Below are 16,509 nucleotides of genomic sequence, written 5' to 3' on the forward strand. Positions count from 1 at the left end.
GCTGCAGGCCGACCACGCCCCACCGGCGGGTCGGTGCGGGCCGGTCGGACGGCTCGTCCCCGGGGGCGGCGGCGTGGTCGCCCGGGGCGTGCGGGGCCGGCACGCCCGTGTCCGCACCGCCGCCCGCCCCGACGACCGCTGCCTGGGGCGCGCGCTCCTGCGCGCGGCGGTCCGCGCGACGGGTGCGGGCGGACCCCGTCACGGCCAGGTGCACCGAGAAGGCCAGCAGGGCCAGGGCGAGCACGACGACCGCGCCCCAGACGAGGTAGTCGGAGGCCAGGGCCTGGGAGGTGTTCGTCATACGGTTCCGTCCTTCTGCGTCGCGCGACCGCCGGCCGCCTGCACGATCTGGTCCAGGACCTGGTCGGCCAGGTCCTCGAGCCCGGGGTCGGTGCCCTTGGGAAGGGCGGCGACGGTGATCCCAGTATGCCGTCGCTCCCCGGCCGGGGGCTCCACCCGGACGAACACCCGGCGTCGCCGGACCCCGAGCATCAGCAGGAGCCCGACCATCGCCGCGGCCGCGGAGAGCAGGGCGGGGATCCGGCCGGGGTCGTGCCGCACGAGCAGTCCGCCCCAGCGCACCACGCTCTCCAGCTCCAGGGTGCCCCGGGCGCCGGGCAGCTCGACGACCTCGCCCGGGCGCACGAGCAGCCGGGTGGGCGAGCCGTCCTCCTGCATCACCTGCTCCATGGTGTCGGTCTCCAGGCTGAAGACCGACTGCGCCCGCCCCTCGGGGTAGAGGTCCCCCTCGAAGGCGGTGAGCACGAGCGCGGGGTCGACCAGACCGGGGAAGGCGGAGGTGGGTCCCAGCTCGGGGTCGAAGGTCAGCGTCGGCAGGAAGCCGCCGGCGAACCCCAGCCCGGGGTCGGCGGCGGGCACCTTGATCGCGCCGGTGGATGAGTAGGTGTTGTCCTGGGGCAGGAAGGTCACGGCGTCGCTGAAGAGGATCTCGCCGTCGGGGTCACGGACGGTGACCACGGGGGCATACCCGTTGCCCAGCAGGAAGACCGAGGTGCCCGAGACGCCGACCGGGGCGTGACGGCCAGTTCCTGGGTGACGGGGGCCTCCTGCCCCTCCTGGACGGTGACCTCCCCGGCGAAGACCCGCGGCTGACCGAACTGGGCGCCTCGGCCTCCGCCTCGAACTCGACGTCGAGCCGGTCCAGCCGCAGCGAGAACACGGGCAGGTCGGCGGGGTCCACGAGAGGCCCCAGGTCGAGCGTGTCGAAGGCCGCGGGACCGGTCGTCACCGTCTCCCCCTCCTTGACGATGACCTCGGCCCGCCAGCCGAACAGGTCGCCCACGGCGACCGAGACGATCACGCCGAGGATGGCCAGGTGGAAGACGAGGTTGCCCGTCTCCTTGAGGTAGCCCCGCTCCGCGGACACCACGAGGGCGCCGTCCTCCTCGGGACGGACCCGGAAGCGGCGCCGCCGCAGCACCTCCCGGGCGGCGACGAGGACCTCCTCGGCGGGGGCGGGGACCTCGGCCTCCCGGTGGACCGGCAGCCGGCCCAGACGTCGGGGGGTGCGGGGCGGCTGCTCCCGCAGGGCCCGAAGGTGCTGGGCCGACCGGGGCAGGATGCACCCCACGAGGCTGACCATCAGGAGCAGGTAGATGGCCGCGAACCACGGCGAGGAGTAGACGTCGAACATCCCGAGCCGGTCCAGCCACGGTCCGGCGCCCGGGTTGTCCTCCAGGTAGCGCCGGACCCGGACGGGGTCCACGCCGCGCTGGGGGAAGATCGAGCCCGGGATCGCGGCGACGGCGAGCAGCAGGAGCAACGCCAGGGCGGTGCGCATGCTCGTCAGCTGGCGCCAGGCCCACCGGGCCCAGCCCACCGGGCCCAGCCGCGGCCCACCCAGCGTCGCGCGGTTCTTCGGGTAGGACGGCTCGATCCGCTGCGGGGCCTCGGGGTCGGTCGTCCCGGGCCGGGTGCCCTGGTCGGTGCCCATCCTCAGATCACCGTGGTGAAGCCGCTGGTGAGCCTGGTCTGGATCCAGGCGGTGACCTCGGCCCACACCCCGGCCACCATGAGCAGGCCCAGGAGCACGAGCAGGCCGCCCCCGACGCGCTGGATCACCAGGTAGTGGTCACGCAGCCAGGAGGAGCCCCGGGAGACCCAGCCCATGCCGGCGGCGACGAGCAGGAAGGGGATCCCCAGCCCGGCGCAGTAGGCCAGGGCCAGCACGACGGCCCGGCCCACCACCTCCGGGCCCGTCCCCGGCATGATCGAGGTGCCCAGCGTCTGGATCGCCGCGAGCGCCGGACCGGTGCACGCGGAGAAGCCCAGCCCGAAGACGACGCCCAGGAGGGGGGCGCCGGCCAGTCCGGCGGCCGGGCGCCACCGCGGCTGCCAGGCCACCGACGGCTGCAGCGCCATGACCAGCCCCAGGGCGAGCACGACCACCCCGCCGGCCCGCAGCAGCACCCCCTGGTGCTCGATCAGGGCCAGGCCGAGCCCGGAGATGACCACGCTCATGGCGATGAACACGACGGAGAACCCCAGCACGAACAGGGCGGCCCCGGCCACCGGGCGCCACACCTCGGACCCGCGCGGGGCAGACGGCCGACCCGACGGCCCGGGGGCGGCGCCGCCCCTGGCCGGAGTCATCCCGCTCAGGTAGCCCAGGTAGCCCGGCACCAGCGGCAGGACGCACGGAGAGGCGAAGGAGACCAGGCCGGCGAGCGCGGCCACGAGGACGGCGCCCAGGAGCGGGCCGGAGAGGACGAGCTCACTCACCCTGCAGGCTCCTCCGCCAGCACGTCGTCCACGAGACCGCGCAGGGTCCCGGCGTCGACCTGGCCGCTGACCCGGGCGGCCAGCCGGCCCTGCCCGTCGACGACGAGCGTCGTCGGGGTGGCCACGGCGATGCTGCCCAGCTGCGCGCGGGTGCGGCCGCCGTCGTCCTGCAGCGAGGGGTAGGAGACGTCGTACCTCTCCTGGAAGGCCTGGGCGCTGGGGACGGAGTCACGGGAGTTGACCCCGATGAACTGCACGGGCTCCCCGGCCTCGCGCAGCGCGGTCGCCACCTCCTCCAGGTCGGGGGTCTCGGCGATGCACGGGCCGCACCAGGACCCCCACACGTTGACCACGACGACGGTCCCGGCGAGGTCCTCGATGGCCCACGGTTCGTCCTCCAGCGTGGTTCCCGTGAGCGCGACCTCGGTGCTGCGCTGGTCGGGGGCCAGGCTCTCGATGGACCCGTCGCCGGCGACGTAGCCCTTCTGGTCCCCCTCGCGCATCTGCGCGGTGATGGTTCCGCCCTCGTCGCTGCAGCCCGCCAGCAGCCCGGCGAGCACCAGCGCGGGGAGGACCGCGCGGAGGAACCTTCTCACTCCTCGATCACCCCGGTGGAGGTGCCGGTGACGTCGAGGGCGCCGGGCAGCAGGTGGGCCGCCGGCTCGTCGTAGAAGACGCGGACGGGGTAGGCCCCGTGGAACAGCACGCTGGTCACCGACGCCAGGGAGCACTCCCGCCGGCGGGGGTGGTGCCACAGGCGTCGGCCGTCGATGGAGCGCCGCAGGATCCACACCGGCAGCTGGTGGCTGACCATGACCGCCTCGTGGCCCTCGGCCTGCCCGCGCACGTCGTCGAGCGCCGCGCGCATGCGGACGGCCACCTCGCGGTAGGGCTCGCCCCACGACGGGGTGAACGGGTTGACGTAGGCCGCCCAGTGCCGCGCCCGCCACAGGGCGCCGTCGCCGCGGCCCACGGTGAGGCCCTCGAAGTGGTTGGTGGACTCCAGCAGCCGCTCGTCGGTCCCGACCGGCAGGTCGTGGGCGGCGGCGATCGGGGCCGCCGTCTCCTGGGCCCGCTCCAGCGGCGAGGCGACGACGTGGGTGAGGTCGTGCTCGGTCAGCGACCCGGCCACGGCACGGGCCATCTCGTGCCCGCGCGCCGAGAGCCGGTAGCCCGGCAGCCGCCCGTAGAGGACCCCGGCGGGGTTCTCCACCTCCCCGTGCCGGACCACGTGGACGGTGGTGACCGGGGTGCCGTCGGGCAGGACGCGAGGTTCGCGGGCGGCGGAGGGCATGGCCCGGAGTGTCCCACGGCATCCTGGGACGGGACTGGACGGTCAGGCGATGTCCGCGGCCGCCCCCTCGACCGCCTCGACGACGTTTGCGACCGCCTCCTCGTCGTGGCTCGCGGACACGAACCACGCCTCGTAGCAGCTGGGCGGCAGGTGCACGCCGCGCCGCAGCATCGCGTGGAAGAACCGCCCGAAGCGCTCGGTGTCCTGGTCCCGCGCGTCGTCGTAGTCGCGTACCTCGCCCTCCCGGAGGAAGACGCTGAACATCGAGCCGACCCGCTGGATCCGGTGGGGTATGCCGTGGCGCCCGAAGGAGTCGGCCACCGCTGCGGTCAGGGTGTCGGCGACCTCGTCCAGCCGGGCGTACACCTGCGGCGTGCAGGCCTGCAGGGTCGCCAGCCCGGCGGCGGAGGCGACCGGGTTCCCCGACAGCGTGCCGGCCTGGTAGACGGGACCGGACGGGGCCAGCATCGCCATGACGTCCGCGCGCCCCCCGAAGGCCGCGGCCGGGAAGCCGCCGCCCATGACCTTGCCGAAGGTGAACAGGTCCGGCGGGCCCTCCTGCGGGACGCCCTCCAGCCCCAGCCAGCCTGCGGCCGAGACGCGGAAGCCGGTCATCACCTCGTCGCTGACCAGCAGCGCCCCGTGCCGCGCGGTGATCCGCCGCAGCCCGGCGGTGAACCCCGGCGCGGGGGGCACGATGCCCATGTTGCCCGGCGCGGCCTCGGTGATGACCGCGGCGATGTCCGCCCCCCGCTCGGCGAAGGCGGCCTCGACCGCGTCGAGGTCGTTGTAGGGCAGCACGATCGTCTCCCCGGCGCTGCTGGGCGGCACCCCGGGCGAGTCGGGCAGCGCGAAGGTGGCCACCCCCGACCCCGCGGAGGCCAGCAGCGCGTCGACGTGCCCGTGGTAGCAGCCGGCGAACTTCACCACGACCGAGCGGCCGGTGAAGGCCCGGGCCAGCCGGATCGCGCTCATGGTCGCCTCCGTCCCGGAGTTGACCAGGCGCACCGACTCGACCGGGCGGACGCGGCGCACGATCTCCTCGGCGAGGGCCACCTCGCGGGCGGTCGGGGCGCCGAAGGAGAACCCGTCCGTGGCCGCCTCGGTGACGGCCCGGAGCACGTCGGGGTGGGCGTGGCCAAGGATCATCGGGCCCCAGGAGCAGACCAGGTCGACGTAGCGGCGGCCGTCGGCGTCCACCAGCCACGGACCTGAGCCGGACGCCATGAACCGAGGGGTGCCGCCCACCGAGCCGAAGGCCCGGACCGGGGAGTTCACCCCGCCGGGGATGACGGCGCGGGCGCGCTCGAGCAGGGCCTGGCTGGCGGGAGCCTCGTCGGGGTATGCGGTGCCACTCATGGGCCCCAGCCTGCCACCTCGCTCAGGCGGCGTCGCCCGCCTGGTCCTCGGAGGCCCGGTTGGCCCGGACGACGCGTCGCATCTGCTCCCCGTGCGCCAGCAGGTGGTCGCGGTCGAGGTGGTCCAGCAGCGCCGCGCGGACGCTGGCGACGTGCACCGGGGCGAGCCGGCGCACCACGGCATACCCCTCGTCGGTGAGGCTGAGCACCACCCCCCGGCGGTCGTCGGCGGTGGGCAGCCGCCGCACCCAGCCCCGGCGCTCCAGCCGGGAGGCGGTGTGGCTGACCCGGCTGCGGGACTGCACGACCAGGTCGGCCAGCTCGGCCATCCGCCGGCGCCGGTCGGGGGCCTCGGCGACCATGGAGAGCAGCTCGTACTCCCCCAGGCTGACCCCGTGCGGCGCCAGGGCCTCCTCCATCGCCAGCGTCACCAGGTGCGTCCCGCGCAGGATCGCACGCCAGGCGCGTTGCTCGTCGTCGTCGAGCCAGCGCACCTCACGGGTGGCGTCGTCGTCCTCGGTCATCGTCCTCCCCCTGGAGCAGTCGGGCCGCCTCCACCGCATGGTAGGTGAGCACGATCGAGGCACCCGCCCGGCGGATCGAGGTGAGCGTCTCCAGCACCATCCGGTCGCGGTCGATCCACCCCTGGGCCGCCGCAGCCTCGATCATGGCATACTCCCCGCTCACCTGGTAGGCGGCCACCGGCACGTCCGAGACGGCGGCCACGTCGGCCACCACGTCCAGGTAGGGCAGCGCCGGCTTGACCATGACCAGGTCCGCCCCCTCCGCCAGGTCGAGGCGCAGCTCGCGCAGGCTCTCCGTGCGGTTGGCGGGGTCCTGCTGGTAGGTCGCCCGGTCGCCGCGGAGGCTGGAGCCGACGGCCTCCCGGAACGGCCCGTACGCGGCGGAGGCGTACTTGGCGGTGTAGGCCAGCACGGCGACGTCCTGGTGCCCGGCGGCGTCGAGCGCCTCCCGGACGACGCGCACCTGCCCGTCCATCATCCCGCTGGGGCCTACGACGTGGGCCCCGGCCCGGGCCTGCTCGACCGCCATCACGGCGTAGCGCTCCAGCGTGGCGTCGTTGTCGACCCGTCCCTGGTCGTCCAGCACCCCGCAGTGCCCGTGGTCGGTGAACTCGTCCAGGCACAGGTCGCTCATGAGGACCGTCTCGTCCCCCAGCTCGGCACGCAGGGACCGCAGGGCCCGGTTGAGCACCCCGTCGGGGTCCGTGCCGCAGCTGCCGGTGGCGTCCTTGTCGTCCTCGGCGGGGACCCCGAAGACCATGATCCCGCCGACCCCTGCCGCGACCGCCTCGGACGCCGCACGCAGGAGGGAGTCCGGGGTGTGCTGGACGACGCCGGGCATGGAGGTGATCCCCCGGGGCTCGGGGATGCCGTCGCGCACGAAGACCGGCAGCACGAGCTCTGCGGGGTGCACCCGGGTCTGGGCGACCAGGCGGCGCACCGCAGGGGTGGTGCGCAGCCGTCTTGGCCGCTCGTGCGGCCGGGCGAGCGGGCCGGCGGCCGCGCGCCCGGTCATCGGCGGGACCGGGTCCGCCGCCCGGCGGTGCGGCGCTGGCTGGGACGCAGCACGGGCTGCCCCTCGGCCCGGGCCCGGGCAGCCACCTCACGGGCGTGCTGGGCCAGGGCGTCCACGAGCATCGTGGCGCTGGGCTCGGGCGGGACCACGTCCACCCGCAGCCCGTGCTCCTCGGCGGTCCTCGCCGTCGCCGGGCCGATGCAGGCGATGATCGTGCTCGGGTGCGGCTTGCCGGCGATGCCGACGAGGTTGCGCACCGTCGAGGATGAGGTGAAGCAGACCGCGTCGAAGGCTCCACCCTTGATCGACTCCCGCACGGGGGCGGGCGGCGGCGCGGCGCGCACGGTCCGGTAGGCGGTGACGTCGTCGACCTCCCAGCCGACCTCCTGCAGCCCGGCGACGAGGGTCTCGGTGGCGATGTCGGCGCGGGGCAGGAACACCCGGTTGATGGGGTCGAGCACGTCGTCGTAGGGCGGCCACTCCTCGAGCAGGCCGAGCGCCGACTGCTCCCCCTGGGGGACGAGGTCCGGCTCCAGCCCCCACTCGCGCAGGGCGGCGGCCGTCACCCCGCCCACGGCGGCGATCTTGAGCCCGGCGAAGGCGCGGGCGTCCAGGCCCAGGGCCTCGAACTTCTCCCGCACGGCCCGCACCGCGTTGACCGAGGTGAACCCGATCCACTCGTAGCGTCCGGTGACCAGCCCCTTGACGGCCCGGTCCATCTGCTGGGGGGGTGCGCGGGGGGCTCCACGCTGATGGTGGGCACCACCGAGGAGGTGGCCCCGTAGGCCGCGATCCGCTCGGTCATGCTCACCGACTGCTCCTTGGTGCGCGGCACGAGGATGGACCAGCCGAAGAGCGGCTTGGTCTCGTACCACGACAGCTCGGCGCGCAGCTCGACCTGGCGACCCACGACCGCGACCGAGGCGTCGGGGCAGTCCGGGCAGCCCCGCTCCAGCGCCTGGATCGCCCCCGCCAGGGTGGTGACCTTGGTGTGCTGGGTCGTGGTGGTGCCGTGCTCGGTCAGCGCCACCGGGCTGTCCGTCGGCCGGCCGGCGTCGAGCAGCCCCTGCAGCGCCTGCCGGAGCGGGTCGCCGGAGCCGAGGACCACGACGGTGATGTCGTCGCGGGCCGACAGCGACCAGTCGACACCGGACTCCCCGGCAGTGATCATGTGCAGCTCGCCGCCACCCTCGGAGGTGGTCAGCGGGACCCCGGCGTAGGCCGGGACCGACCAGGCGGTGCTCACGCCGGGGACGATCTCGAAGGGCACGCCCGCGTCCCGGCAGGCGAGGGCCTCGGCGGCCAGCCCGCTGAAGGCGCTGGGGTCGCCGTCCATGAGCCGCACGACCAGGTGCGACGGTGCGTCGAAGGCGGCGGCGGCGCGCACGAGCAGCTCGCACCGGCGCCTCTCGGTCGGGGACGGACCGTCCAACTCGTCGGCGACGACGAGGTCGACGTCCTCCCGCGTCCACGCGGCGAGCTGGTCGGCCTGCGCGGCGGTGTCGAGGACGACCACGTCGGCGGCGGCCAGGTAGTCCCGGGCGCGCACGGTGAGCAGGCCGGGATCACCCGGTCCGGCGCCGACGAAGGCGACGCGTCCGCAGGTGGCGGGCCGCGTCTCGGCGGCCGTGTCGATCGGGGCGGCGTCGGTGCTCACTTCTCACGCTCCGGTGAAGAGGGACCCCCCGGCCGCGGCGTCGTCGCTGCGGCCGACCACGGGGTCGGGACGGGACAGCAGGTGCTCGGCCACCTCGTAGCCGAGCGCGACCGGGTCGGACCCGGTCTCCGCGTGGCGGCGGGGGACGTCCCCCAGGGCCACGAAGGCGGTGAGGGCCAGGGCGCCGTCGGCGCCGGCCCGGGCGAGGGCGCCGACGGGTGCGGTGCAGCCCGCCTCGAGGCGGGCGAGGACCGCCCGCTCGGCCGTGACGGCGGCCCGGGTGGGGGCGTCCTCCAGGACGTCGCGCAGGAAGCGGGCGAGGGGCCGGTCGTCCTCCCGGCACTCCACCGCCAGCGCGCCCTGACCCGCGGCGGGGAGCATCACGTCGGGGTCGAGACGGTCGGTGGCCTCGCCCGCCCGACCGAGCCGGGACAGGCCGGCGCAGGCCAGGACGACGGCGTCGAGCTGCCCGTCGCGCACCAGGCCGATGCGGGTGCCGACGTTGCCCCGGATGTCGCGCACGTCCAGGTCCGGCCGGGCCAGGGCCAGCTGGGCCGCCCGCCGCGGCGACCCGGTGCCGACCGAGGCCCCCCTGGGCAGGGCGTCCAGCGTCAGGCCGTCGCGCGCGACGAGGGCGTCGCGGGGGTCCTCCCGCTCCGGGACGGCGGCCACGACCAGGCCGGGCTCGGCCGCGGTGGGCAGGTCCTTGAGCGAGTGCACCGCCAGGTCGACCTCGCCCGCACGCAGCGCGTCCCGCAGGGCCGAGGCGAAGACGCCGGTGCCGCCGATCTGCCGCAGGCTGGCCCGGGACACGTCGCCCTCGGTCCGCACGTGCACGAGCTCGACCCGGACGCCGGCGGCCCGCAGCCGGTCGGCGACCCAGCCGGACTGGCTGGTCGCCAGGGCGCTGGCCCGGGTGCCGAGGCGCAGGGGGCGGTCGGGCAGGTCGTGGCCGGAGGTGCTGACCGCTGTCGCGGGCGTCGTCGTGGTCGTCGTCATGGACGGGCCCCCCTGTCCGCGGGCGAGGAGGGGAGCGACGCCTCCGAGATCGGTGCGGCGGTCACCTCGGGCGGCGCGGTGCGCACGACCGCCGGCTCCGCCGGGTCGAGGTCGAACAGCTCCCGGAGGGCCTGCCCGTAGTCGGCCGGCTCACCACCGTGCTGCAGCTCCTTGACCCGCACCGAGGGGGTGTGGAGGAGCTTGTCGACCACCCGTTGCACGGTCCGGCGCACCTCGGCCCGCTCGTCCTGGGCCAGGTGCGGCACCCGCTGGTCGAGCCGGACCATCTCCTGGTCGACGACCCGGGCGGCCTGGGCACGGAGGGCGGCCAGCGTGGGGCCGAGGCGGGCGGCCCGACGCTCGGTCAGGTAGGTGGCGACCTCGGCGGTGACCAGGTCGCGCACGGCCTCCACCGCCACGCGGTCGCCGGACCCGGAGGCTGCGCCGCCGCCGGACCCGGACGTCATCTCGCGCTGGAGGTCGGCCAGCGCCCACAGCCGCACGCCGTCGATCCCGGTCACCGCCGGGTCCACGTCGCGCGGGAGGGCCAGGTCGAGCAGCACGGCGGGGCTGTCCACCCGTCCGGCGCCGGCGCGCGCCTCCTGCAGGGCGTCGGCCTCCAGGACGTGGCCGACCGCACCGGTGCAGGTCACCACGAGGTCGGCGCCCGCGGCCAGGTCCAGCACGTCCACCCAGTCGCCGGTGCCCGCCCCGTGCTCGCCGGCCAGGCGGTCGGCCCGGGCGGCCGTGCGGTTGACCACGGTGAGGTCCCGGACACCGGCCCGCGCCAGCGTGGCCACGGCGAGGCCGGACATGGCCCCGGCGCCGACGACGACCGTGCGGGCACCGGCCAGGTCGGGCAGGACGGTGGCCGCCAGGTCGAGCCCCGTGCTCACCAGCGACCGGGACACCTCGTCGATGGTGGTCTCGGCGTGGGCCCGCTTGCCCACCCGCAACGCCTGCTGCAGCAGCGGGTTGAGCACCGGCCCCACCCGCCCGTCCTGCTGGGCGGAGGCCAGCGCGTCGCGCAGCTGCCCCAGGATCTGGCTCTCGCCGACGGCCATCGAGTCCAGGCCGCAGCGACCCCGAACAGGTGGCTGACCGCCCGCTCGTCGTAGTGGACGTAGAGGTGGGGGTTCAGCTGCTCGCGCGGGATCCCGGTGAGCTCGCACATGCGCTCCCCCACCTCGGTGAGGGCACCGTGGAAGGTGCCGGCCTCGACGACGACCTCGAGCCGGTTGCAGGTGGCCAGGACCAGGGCCTCCTCGACGTGCTCCCCGGCACCGACCCGGGAGGCGAGGTCGCGCGCGCCCTCGGGGCCCAGCGCGGCCCGCTCGAGCAGGTCCATGGGGGCGGTGCGGTGGGACAGCCCCACGACGAGGACGCTCATCCCACGTCCTCCCCGTCGGCCGTGGACAGGGCCTGCTGGTGCTCGTGGAAGGCCAGGATGGCCAGCTCGGCGGCCAGGTCGACGGCCCGCACGTGCACCGTCGGCGGCACCCTCAGGACGGCGGGGGCGAAGTTGAGGATCGACCGGACCCCGCCCTCGACGAGAGCGTCGGCCACCTCCTGGGCGGCGCCGGCCGGGGTGGTGATCACGCCCACGCCCGCCCGGGTCGACCCGGGCGTGAGCCGGTCCATGGTGGTCACGGTCAAGCCGTCGATCCGTCGGCCCACGACGGCCGGGTCGGTGTCCACGAGGGCGGTGACCTGGAAGCCACGGGTGGTCAGGCCCCCGTAGGAGGCCAGGGCCCGCCCCAGGTTGCCCATGCCCACGATGACCACCGGTCGGGTTCGGCTCAGGCCCAGCTCGGCGGCGATCTGGTCCGACAGCCGGGGGACGTCGTAGCCGACTCCGCGCACGCCGTAGGAACCCAGGCTGGAGAGGTCCTTGCGCACCTGGGCCGACCGTACGCCGCTGAGGTCCGCCAGCTCCTCGCTCGACACCGACGCCCGACCCTCGTCCCCCAGGGAGGTCAGGGCCCGCAGGTAGCCGGGCAGTCGCCCGACGGTGGCCTCCGGTACCCCGCGTCGGGTGGGCTCGGCCGTCATGGGCGCAGCGGCTCCTCTCGGATGACTGACGTCGAGCGGGGCCTTATATCAGACCGGGACCGACGCTCGACGAGGACCCCCTCACTCTAGGGTCGTCGCCGCCGTCGGACCAAAACGCGGGCCGGGAGGCTCCGACCCGCGGGCCCCACGGCGGCCCGCACGGTGCGCTCGTCCACCCGCCAGTGGGCGACCTCCCTCCCGTCGACGAGCAGCACGGGCACGAGGGCCGTCCACCGTTCGCGGGCGCCGCCGGGCACCGGGCCCACGTCCAGATCGACGAGGTGCACCGGGACCTCCGGCCCGACGGCCCGTCGGACCACGTCGATCATCTCCTGGCACAGGTGGCAGCCCTGCCGGGTCACCACCTCCACCCGGGGGCCGGACCCGGCCCGCGGCGCGGACGGGCGCCACCACGGCATACCTGCTCCTTCCGGGACAGCACGACGGCGCCGCCCGGGGGCGACGCCGTCACAGGGCTCGGGCCACGACCGCACCCGGTCGTGGCCGTTCGCTCACTTCTTGTTGCGACGCTGGTGACGCGTCTTGCGCAGCAGCTTGCGGTGCTTCTTCTTCGCCATCCGCTTGCGGCGCTTCTTGATCACAGAGCCCATGGGCCGTCCTTCGTCTCGATGGTCGGGTCGTGCCTCGGCGTCACGCGGGGCGACCGGCCAGGGTCGCGGCCCAGGCACCGGCAGGTGACGGCACCGGCGACGGCATCGCTGCCACGCTCACCCGCACGACGAACCGGCCCAGCCTAGCGCGCGGGTCCACCCTGCCCCAAACGGCGCAGCCACGCCGACCACGGGGCGGACACCCCGGGGCCGGCCGGCCCCGGCGGGCCGCCGCTCAGGCGGTGCCGTGGTAGGAGTCCTGCAGGTAGTCGTGGACCGCCTTCTCCGGGACCCGGAAGGAGCGTCCCACCCGCACCGCGGGGAGCTCGCCGGAGTGCACCAGCCGGTACACCGTCATCTTGGACACGCGCATCACCGCGGCCACCTCGGCCACGGTCATGAACGTCATCTCGCCGAGCTGACGCTCTTCAGCCATTAGGACGCTTCCCGTCTCTTCGGTATAGACGTGGGAACGGTCGCGGCTTCCCCTCCGGCCCGCCTCCACGTGTGCTGTCGAAGACACACTAGGGGCAGAAGTGGGTGCAGGGGAAGTCCGGGACCCCGGTGTCCAGCGCGACACGCGGGACGGGGCGGACGGGACGGGAGGGACGGCCGGTCAGTCGAAGTACGGGTCCAGGCCCCAGCCGGGGAAGATCGCGCGACGGGTGGCCATGATCGCCGAGTCGACGGCGTCCTCGGGGTCGTGGCCCTCCGACCACTCCCCGTAGCGGATCGGCCGGCCCCCGCGGTCGCCCATGAGCGTCGGCGCCTCCCTCCCGTAGACCTCCTGCACGTGGTCCCGCCAGGACTGCGGCACCGGAGTCACCGGGTCCACGGGACGCCCGGTGACCACTCCCACGACGTGGGTCCACGCCCGCGGCACCACGTCGACGAGCTCGTAGCCACCGCCGCCCAGGGCGATCCAGCGGCCGTCCGAGGTCCCGTCGGCCAGCTCGCGGACCCACGCCGTCGCCACGGCCATGGCGTCCACCGTGACGCTCAGGTGGGCCAGCGGGTCGGAGAAGTGCGCGTCGCACCCGTGCTGGCTGACGATCACCTCGGGGTCGAAGGCCTCGACGACGGCGGGCACCACCGCGCGGTAGGCCCGGAGCCAGCCCTCGTCGCCCGTGCCCGGCGGCAGCGCGACGTTGACGGCGGTGTCCATCGCCTTCGCCCCTCCGGTGTCCCCCGGGAAGCCGGTGCCGGGGAAGAGGGCCCGGCCCGTCTCGTGGATCGAGAGGGTCATCACCCGGTCCTCGTTCCAGAAGCAGCGCTCGACCCCGTCGCCGTGGTGCACGTCCAGGTCCAGGTAGAGCACCCGTCGCGCGCCCAGGTCGAGCAGGCGACGGATCCCCACGGCGATGTCGTTGTAGACGCAGAACCCGCTGGAGGACTCCGGCATCGCGTGGTGCAGGCCACCCGCGATGTTGACCGCCCGCCGGGCGCGGCCCTCCCAGACCGCCTCGCAGGCCTCCACGGTGCCCCCGACCGCCAGGCTGGAGGCCTCGTGCATGCCGCGGAAGGCGGGGGTGTCCTCCGTGCCGACGCCGTGCCTGCCGGTCGCGACCCGGGGTCGGCGGATGCCGCCCTGACGGCCTCGACCAGCTCGGGGGTGTGCACGCTCAGCAGCTCGGCCTCCGTGGCCTCCCGGACGGGGCGGACCTCGACGTCCGGATGGTCCAGCAGCCCGAGGGAGTCGGCGAGGCGGTGGGTCAGGTCGAGCCGGGAGGGGTGCATCGGGTGCCCGGGACCGAAGTCGTACGCGGTGTAGCGCTCGTCCCACATCACCCATGACCCGGTCATGGAGCCCACGCTAGACCACGGTGCGCGGGGCCCGGTCGGGGCCCGACCCGCTCAGAGCGAGGTGGGGACGCCGCCGGTGTCGCTCAGCGGGTAGACCATCATCATCTCCTCGGAGTCGGCGTCCTCGTCGTCGACCCCCCGGATGCGCATCGGCCGGCGGTCGTCGGTGGGCCGGAAGCCGAAGCTGGACGCGAACGCGACCGCGCGGCCGTTGTCGGTGCCGACCCAGTAGACCAGCTGCTTGAGCCCGACCTGGCGGCCGACCCTGGCTGCCTTCTCCATCAGGCGCCGGGCCACGCCGCTGCCGCGACGCGGCGGCTCCACCCACAGCCCGAACAGTTCGCCGGCCCCGGGGATGTTGGTGCGGTGACCGGTGCCGACGCTGACGACCCCCACGACCTCGTCGCCGTCCTGGGCCAGGATGCGTCGCGAGCGGACCATCCGGTCCTTCCAGCGCTGGTCGTCGAACGCCTCCTCCTCCTCGGCGGAGGCGACGAACGCCTCCGGGGACTCACGCAGCGCCCGCAGCCGGACGTCCCGGTAGGTGGCCCATTCGTCCTCATCGAGCACGCGCACGCGGATGTCGTTCATGGCCCTACTCTGTCACACGGCCGGACGGCCCCGTCGAGGTGCCCGGGTGGGCCGACCGGGGCCCGCCCGGGACCCTCCGGGGACGTCAGGACGGGGGTGGGGACAGCTCGTGCGACCGGCGGGCGGCCGCCTCCATCGCGGTGAGGAAGGCGGCCCGGACCTTGTGGTCCTCGAGCGCGCGGAGGGCGGCGACGCTCGTGCCGCCCGGGCTGGACACCTGCTCGCGCAGCACCGTGGGGTGCGTTCCGGTCTCCCGGATCATGGTGGCCGCGCCGTACAGCGTCTGGACCACCAGCTCGGTGGCGGTGTCCCGCGGCAGGCCCAGGAGGACGCCCGCCTCGATCATGGCCTCCACGACGTAGAAGATGTAGGCCGGTCCGCTGCCGCTGATGGCGGTGACGGCGTCCTGGTGGGACTCGTCCAGCACGATGACCTGCCCGACGCTGCGCAGGAGCTGGCGGGCCTGGTCCAGCTGGTCGGGGCTGCAGTGCCGCCCGGGGCTGATCCCGGTCATGCCCTGGTCCACGAGGGCCGGGGTGTTGGGCATCGCGCGGACCACGGAGGTGCCCGCGGGCAGGTGGTGCTCGAGGAACTCGGTGGTGATGCCGGCCGCGATGGACACGACGAGCGTCCCCGGCCGCACCTCGTCGTGGACCTGCTCCATGAGGGCCGCCATGTCCTGGGGCTTGACCGCCAGCACGACGACGTCGGCCTCGGCGACCGCCGCGTCGGAGGCCGCCGTCCGGGCCCCGTGGTCGCCGGCCACCTGGGCGGCGCGCTCGGCCCAGCGGTCGCCACGACGAGGTCCTGCGGGTCGTGGCCGGAGCGGACCAGCGCCGCGAGCAGGGTGCTGCCCATGACCCCGGCGCCAGGAGGGCGATCGTGGTCCCCATCCTCAGCCCCGCGTCGCCAGGCCGCGCAGGAAGAACCCCAGGTTGGCCGGACGTTCGGCCATCCGCCGCATGAGGTAGCCGTACCACTGCTCCCCGTAGGGCACGTAGACGCGCATCCGGGCGCCGTGGCCGCCAGCCGCAGCTGCTCCTCAGGGCGGATGCCGAGCAGCATCTGGAACTCGAAGGTGTCCGGCTCGCGCTGGGCCTTGTCGGCCAGCACGGTGGCGATCTCCACGATCCGGGGGTCGTGCGAGGCGACCATGGGGTAGCCGGGACCCTCCATGAGGATCTTGAGGCAGCGCACGAAGGACCGGTCGACGTCCGCCTTGTCCTGGAAGGCCACGGACTCCGGCTCCTTGTAGGTGCCCTTGCACAGCCGAACCCTGGAGCCTTCGGTGGCGAGGTCGCGGCAGTCCTGCTCCGTCCGGTACAGGTAGCTCTGCAGGACGGCCCCCACCCAGGGCCAGTCCTGACGCAGGTCGCGCAGCACCGACAGGGTCAGGTCGGTCGTGGTGTGGTCCTCGGCGTCGAGCGTCACCGTCGTGCCGGCGTTCGCGGCCGCCTGGCAGATGACCCGGGCGTTCTCCAGGGCGATGGCGTTGCCGTCGCTGCCCAGCGCCTGCCCGAGGGCGCTGAGCTTGAGGCTGACCTCGACGGTGCCGTCGGCCGTGAGACCGGCCTCCGACAGCGCCTGCAGCAGGCCGACGTAGGCGTCCCGGGTCCGCTCGGCCATCACCGGGTCGACGGTGTCCTCGCCGAGGTAGTCGATGGTGACCAGCCGACGGGTGTCCACCAGCTCGGTGGCCACCCCGATGACGTCCTGGTCGGAGACCCCGCCGACGAACCGGCGGACGACCTCCCGGCTGACGGGCGCGGCCTCGATCACCGAGCGGAGCTGGTCGTTGCGGCTCATCCCCAGCAGGGTCTGGCGCATCAGCGCGGACGGGTTGAGGTCGGCGAGGTCCATGGG

General features: G+C 74.9%; 15 protein-coding genes and 4 pseudogenes. All 19 read right to left on the reverse strand.

Annotated elements, in window-relative coordinates; translation table 11 throughout:
• Positions 1–297 precede the first annotated feature (297 nt).
• Entirely contained in the window at positions 298–978 is a 681-nt protein-coding gene (locus BJF81_RS18980; RefSeq protein ID WP_237769991.1) for a cytochrome c biogenesis protein ResB, read from the reverse strand.
• Positions 962–1,954: a cytochrome c biogenesis protein ResB gene (locus tag BJF81_RS18985; RefSeq protein WP_237769992.1), complete on the reverse strand. Its 993-nt coding sequence runs from the start codon at positions 1,952–1,954 to the stop codon at positions 962–964. The genes BJF81_RS18980 and BJF81_RS18985 overlap by 17 nt, the downstream gene beginning before the upstream one ends.
• Positions 1,955–1,956: 2 nt before the next feature.
• Positions 1,957–2,742, reverse strand: a complete 786-nt coding sequence (locus BJF81_RS03520) for a cytochrome c biogenesis CcdA family protein (RefSeq protein ID WP_075957178.1) — start codon at positions 2,740–2,742, stop codon at positions 1,957–1,959.
• Positions 2,739–3,338, reverse strand: coding sequence for a TlpA family protein disulfide reductase (locus BJF81_RS03525; protein WP_075957179.1), 600 nt, complete (start codon positions 3,336–3,338; stop codon positions 2,739–2,741). Before BJF81_RS03525 ends, BJF81_RS03520 begins: the two co-directional genes overlap by 4 nt.
• Positions 3,335–4,036: a histidine phosphatase family protein gene (locus BJF81_RS03530; RefSeq protein WP_075957180.1), complete on the reverse strand. Its 702-nt coding sequence runs from the start codon at positions 4,034–4,036 to the stop codon at positions 3,335–3,337. Before BJF81_RS03530 ends, BJF81_RS03525 begins: the two co-directional genes overlap by 4 nt.
• 42 nt (positions 4,037–4,078) lie before the next feature.
• Entirely contained in the window at positions 4,079–5,395 is a 1,317-nt protein-coding gene (gene hemL, locus BJF81_RS03535) for a glutamate-1-semialdehyde 2,1-aminomutase (RefSeq protein ID WP_075957181.1), read from the reverse strand.
• A 22-nt stretch (positions 5,396–5,417) separates the two neighbouring features.
• Complete coding sequence (locus BJF81_RS03540) at positions 5,418–5,918, reverse strand: MarR family winged helix-turn-helix transcriptional regulator (protein ID WP_075957182.1); 501 nt, start codon at positions 5,916–5,918, stop codon at positions 5,418–5,420.
• Positions 5,890–6,933 (reverse strand): porphobilinogen synthase, encoded by a 1,044-nt coding sequence (gene hemB, locus BJF81_RS03545; RefSeq protein WP_075957183.1) that lies wholly within the window; start codon positions 6,931–6,933, stop codon positions 5,890–5,892. Before hemB ends, BJF81_RS03540 begins: the two co-directional genes overlap by 29 nt.
• Positions 6,930–8,590: pseudogene (locus tag BJF81_RS03550) on the reverse strand (uroporphyrinogen-III synthase). The gene hemB and the pseudogene BJF81_RS03550 overlap by 4 nt, the downstream one beginning before the upstream one ends.
• 3 nt (positions 8,591–8,593) lie before the next feature.
• Positions 8,594–9,589: a hydroxymethylbilane synthase gene (hemC, locus tag BJF81_RS03555; protein ID WP_075957184.1), complete on the reverse strand. Its 996-nt coding sequence runs from the start codon at positions 9,587–9,589 to the stop codon at positions 8,594–8,596.
• A pseudogene (locus BJF81_RS03560) lies at positions 9,586–10,979 on the reverse strand (glutamyl-tRNA reductase). Before BJF81_RS03560 ends, hemC begins: the two are co-directional and overlap by 4 nt.
• Positions 10,976–11,641, reverse strand: coding sequence for a redox-sensing transcriptional repressor Rex (locus tag BJF81_RS03570; protein ID WP_075957187.1), 666 nt, complete (start codon positions 11,639–11,641; stop codon positions 10,976–10,978). Before BJF81_RS03570 ends, BJF81_RS03560 begins: the two are co-directional and overlap by 4 nt.
• Before the next feature lie 86 nt (positions 11,642–11,727).
• A complete protein-coding gene (locus BJF81_RS03575) occupies positions 11,728–12,060 on the reverse strand; it encodes a glutaredoxin family protein (protein WP_075957188.1) in 333 nt (110 codons plus the stop codon).
• 93 nt (positions 12,061–12,153) lie between these two features.
• A complete protein-coding gene (locus BJF81_RS03580; RefSeq protein ID WP_003792170.1) occupies positions 12,154–12,252 on the reverse strand; it encodes a 30S ribosomal protein bS22 in 99 nt (32 codons plus the stop codon).
• A gap of 235 nt (positions 12,253–12,487) precedes the next feature.
• On the reverse strand, positions 12,488–12,688 hold the full coding sequence (locus BJF81_RS03585; protein ID WP_075957189.1) for a helix-turn-helix domain-containing protein: 201 nt from the start codon (positions 12,686–12,688) through the stop codon (positions 12,488–12,490).
• 180 nt (positions 12,689–12,868) lie between these two features.
• Positions 12,869–14,055: pseudogene (locus BJF81_RS03590) on the reverse strand (acetoin utilization protein AcuC).
• 51 nt (positions 14,056–14,106) lie between these two features.
• Entirely contained in the window at positions 14,107–14,646 is a 540-nt protein-coding gene (locus BJF81_RS03595; protein ID WP_075957190.1) for a GNAT family N-acetyltransferase, read from the reverse strand.
• 85 nt (positions 14,647–14,731) lie between these two features.
• The gene (gene proC, locus BJF81_RS03600; protein ID WP_342447063.1) at positions 14,732–15,412 is read right to left on the reverse strand and encodes a pyrroline-5-carboxylate reductase; all 681 of its coding nucleotides are present in this window, start codon (positions 15,410–15,412) and stop codon (positions 14,732–14,734) included.
• Positions 15,413–15,684: 272 nt separating this feature from the next.
• A pseudogene (locus tag BJF81_RS03605) lies at positions 15,685–16,506 on the reverse strand (proline dehydrogenase family protein); the annotation flags it as partial.
• Between the last annotated feature and the right edge of the window lie 3 nt (positions 16,507–16,509).

The organism is Ornithinimicrobium sp. CNJ-824, from assembly GCF_001942405.1.
Classification (GTDB): domain Bacteria; phylum Actinomycetota; class Actinomycetes; order Actinomycetales; family Dermatophilaceae; genus Ornithinicoccus; species Ornithinicoccus kibberensis.

What these genes read in the sequence shown, in the direction of transcription:
- BJF81_RS18985 (WP_237769992.1), bottom strand. Translation starts at nt 1,954, where the DNA reads ATGGGCACCGACCAGGGCACCCGGCCCGGGACGACCGACCCCGAGGCC.
- BJF81_RS03530 (WP_075957180.1), bottom strand. Translation starts at nt 4,036, where the DNA reads ATGCCCTCCGCCGCCCGCGAACCTCGCGTCCTGCCCGACGGCACCCCG.
- hemL (WP_075957181.1), bottom strand. Translation starts at nt 5,395, where the DNA reads ATGAGTGGCACCGCATACCCCGACGAGGCTCCCGCCAGCCAGGCCCTG.
- BJF81_RS03540 (WP_075957182.1), bottom strand. Translation starts at nt 5,918, where the DNA reads ATGACCGAGGACGACGACGCCACCCGTGAGGTGCGCTGGCTCGACGAC.
- hemB (WP_075957183.1), bottom strand. Translation starts at nt 6,933, where the DNA reads ATGACCGGGCGCGCGGCCGCCGGCCCGCTCGCCCGGCCGCACGAGCGG.
- hemC (WP_075957184.1), bottom strand. Translation starts at nt 9,589, where the DNA reads ATGACGACGACCACGACGACGCCCGCGACAGCGGTCAGCACCTCCGGC.
- BJF81_RS03570 (WP_075957187.1), bottom strand. Translation starts at nt 11,641, where the DNA reads ATGACGGCCGAGCCCACCCGACGCGGGGTACCGGAGGCCACCGTCGGG.
- BJF81_RS03575 (WP_075957188.1), bottom strand. Translation starts at nt 12,060, where the DNA reads ATGCCGTGGTGGCGCCCGTCCGCGCCGCGGGCCGGGTCCGGCCCCCGG.
- BJF81_RS03580 (WP_003792170.1), bottom strand. Translation starts at nt 12,252, where the DNA reads ATGGGCTCTGTGATCAAGAAGCGCCGCAAGCGGATGGCGAAGAAGAAG.
- BJF81_RS03585 (WP_075957189.1), bottom strand. Translation starts at nt 12,688, where the DNA reads ATGGCTGAAGAGCGTCAGCTCGGCGAGATGACGTTCATGACCGTGGCC.
- BJF81_RS03595 (WP_075957190.1), bottom strand. Translation starts at nt 14,646, where the DNA reads ATGAACGACATCCGCGTGCGCGTGCTCGATGAGGACGAATGGGCCACC.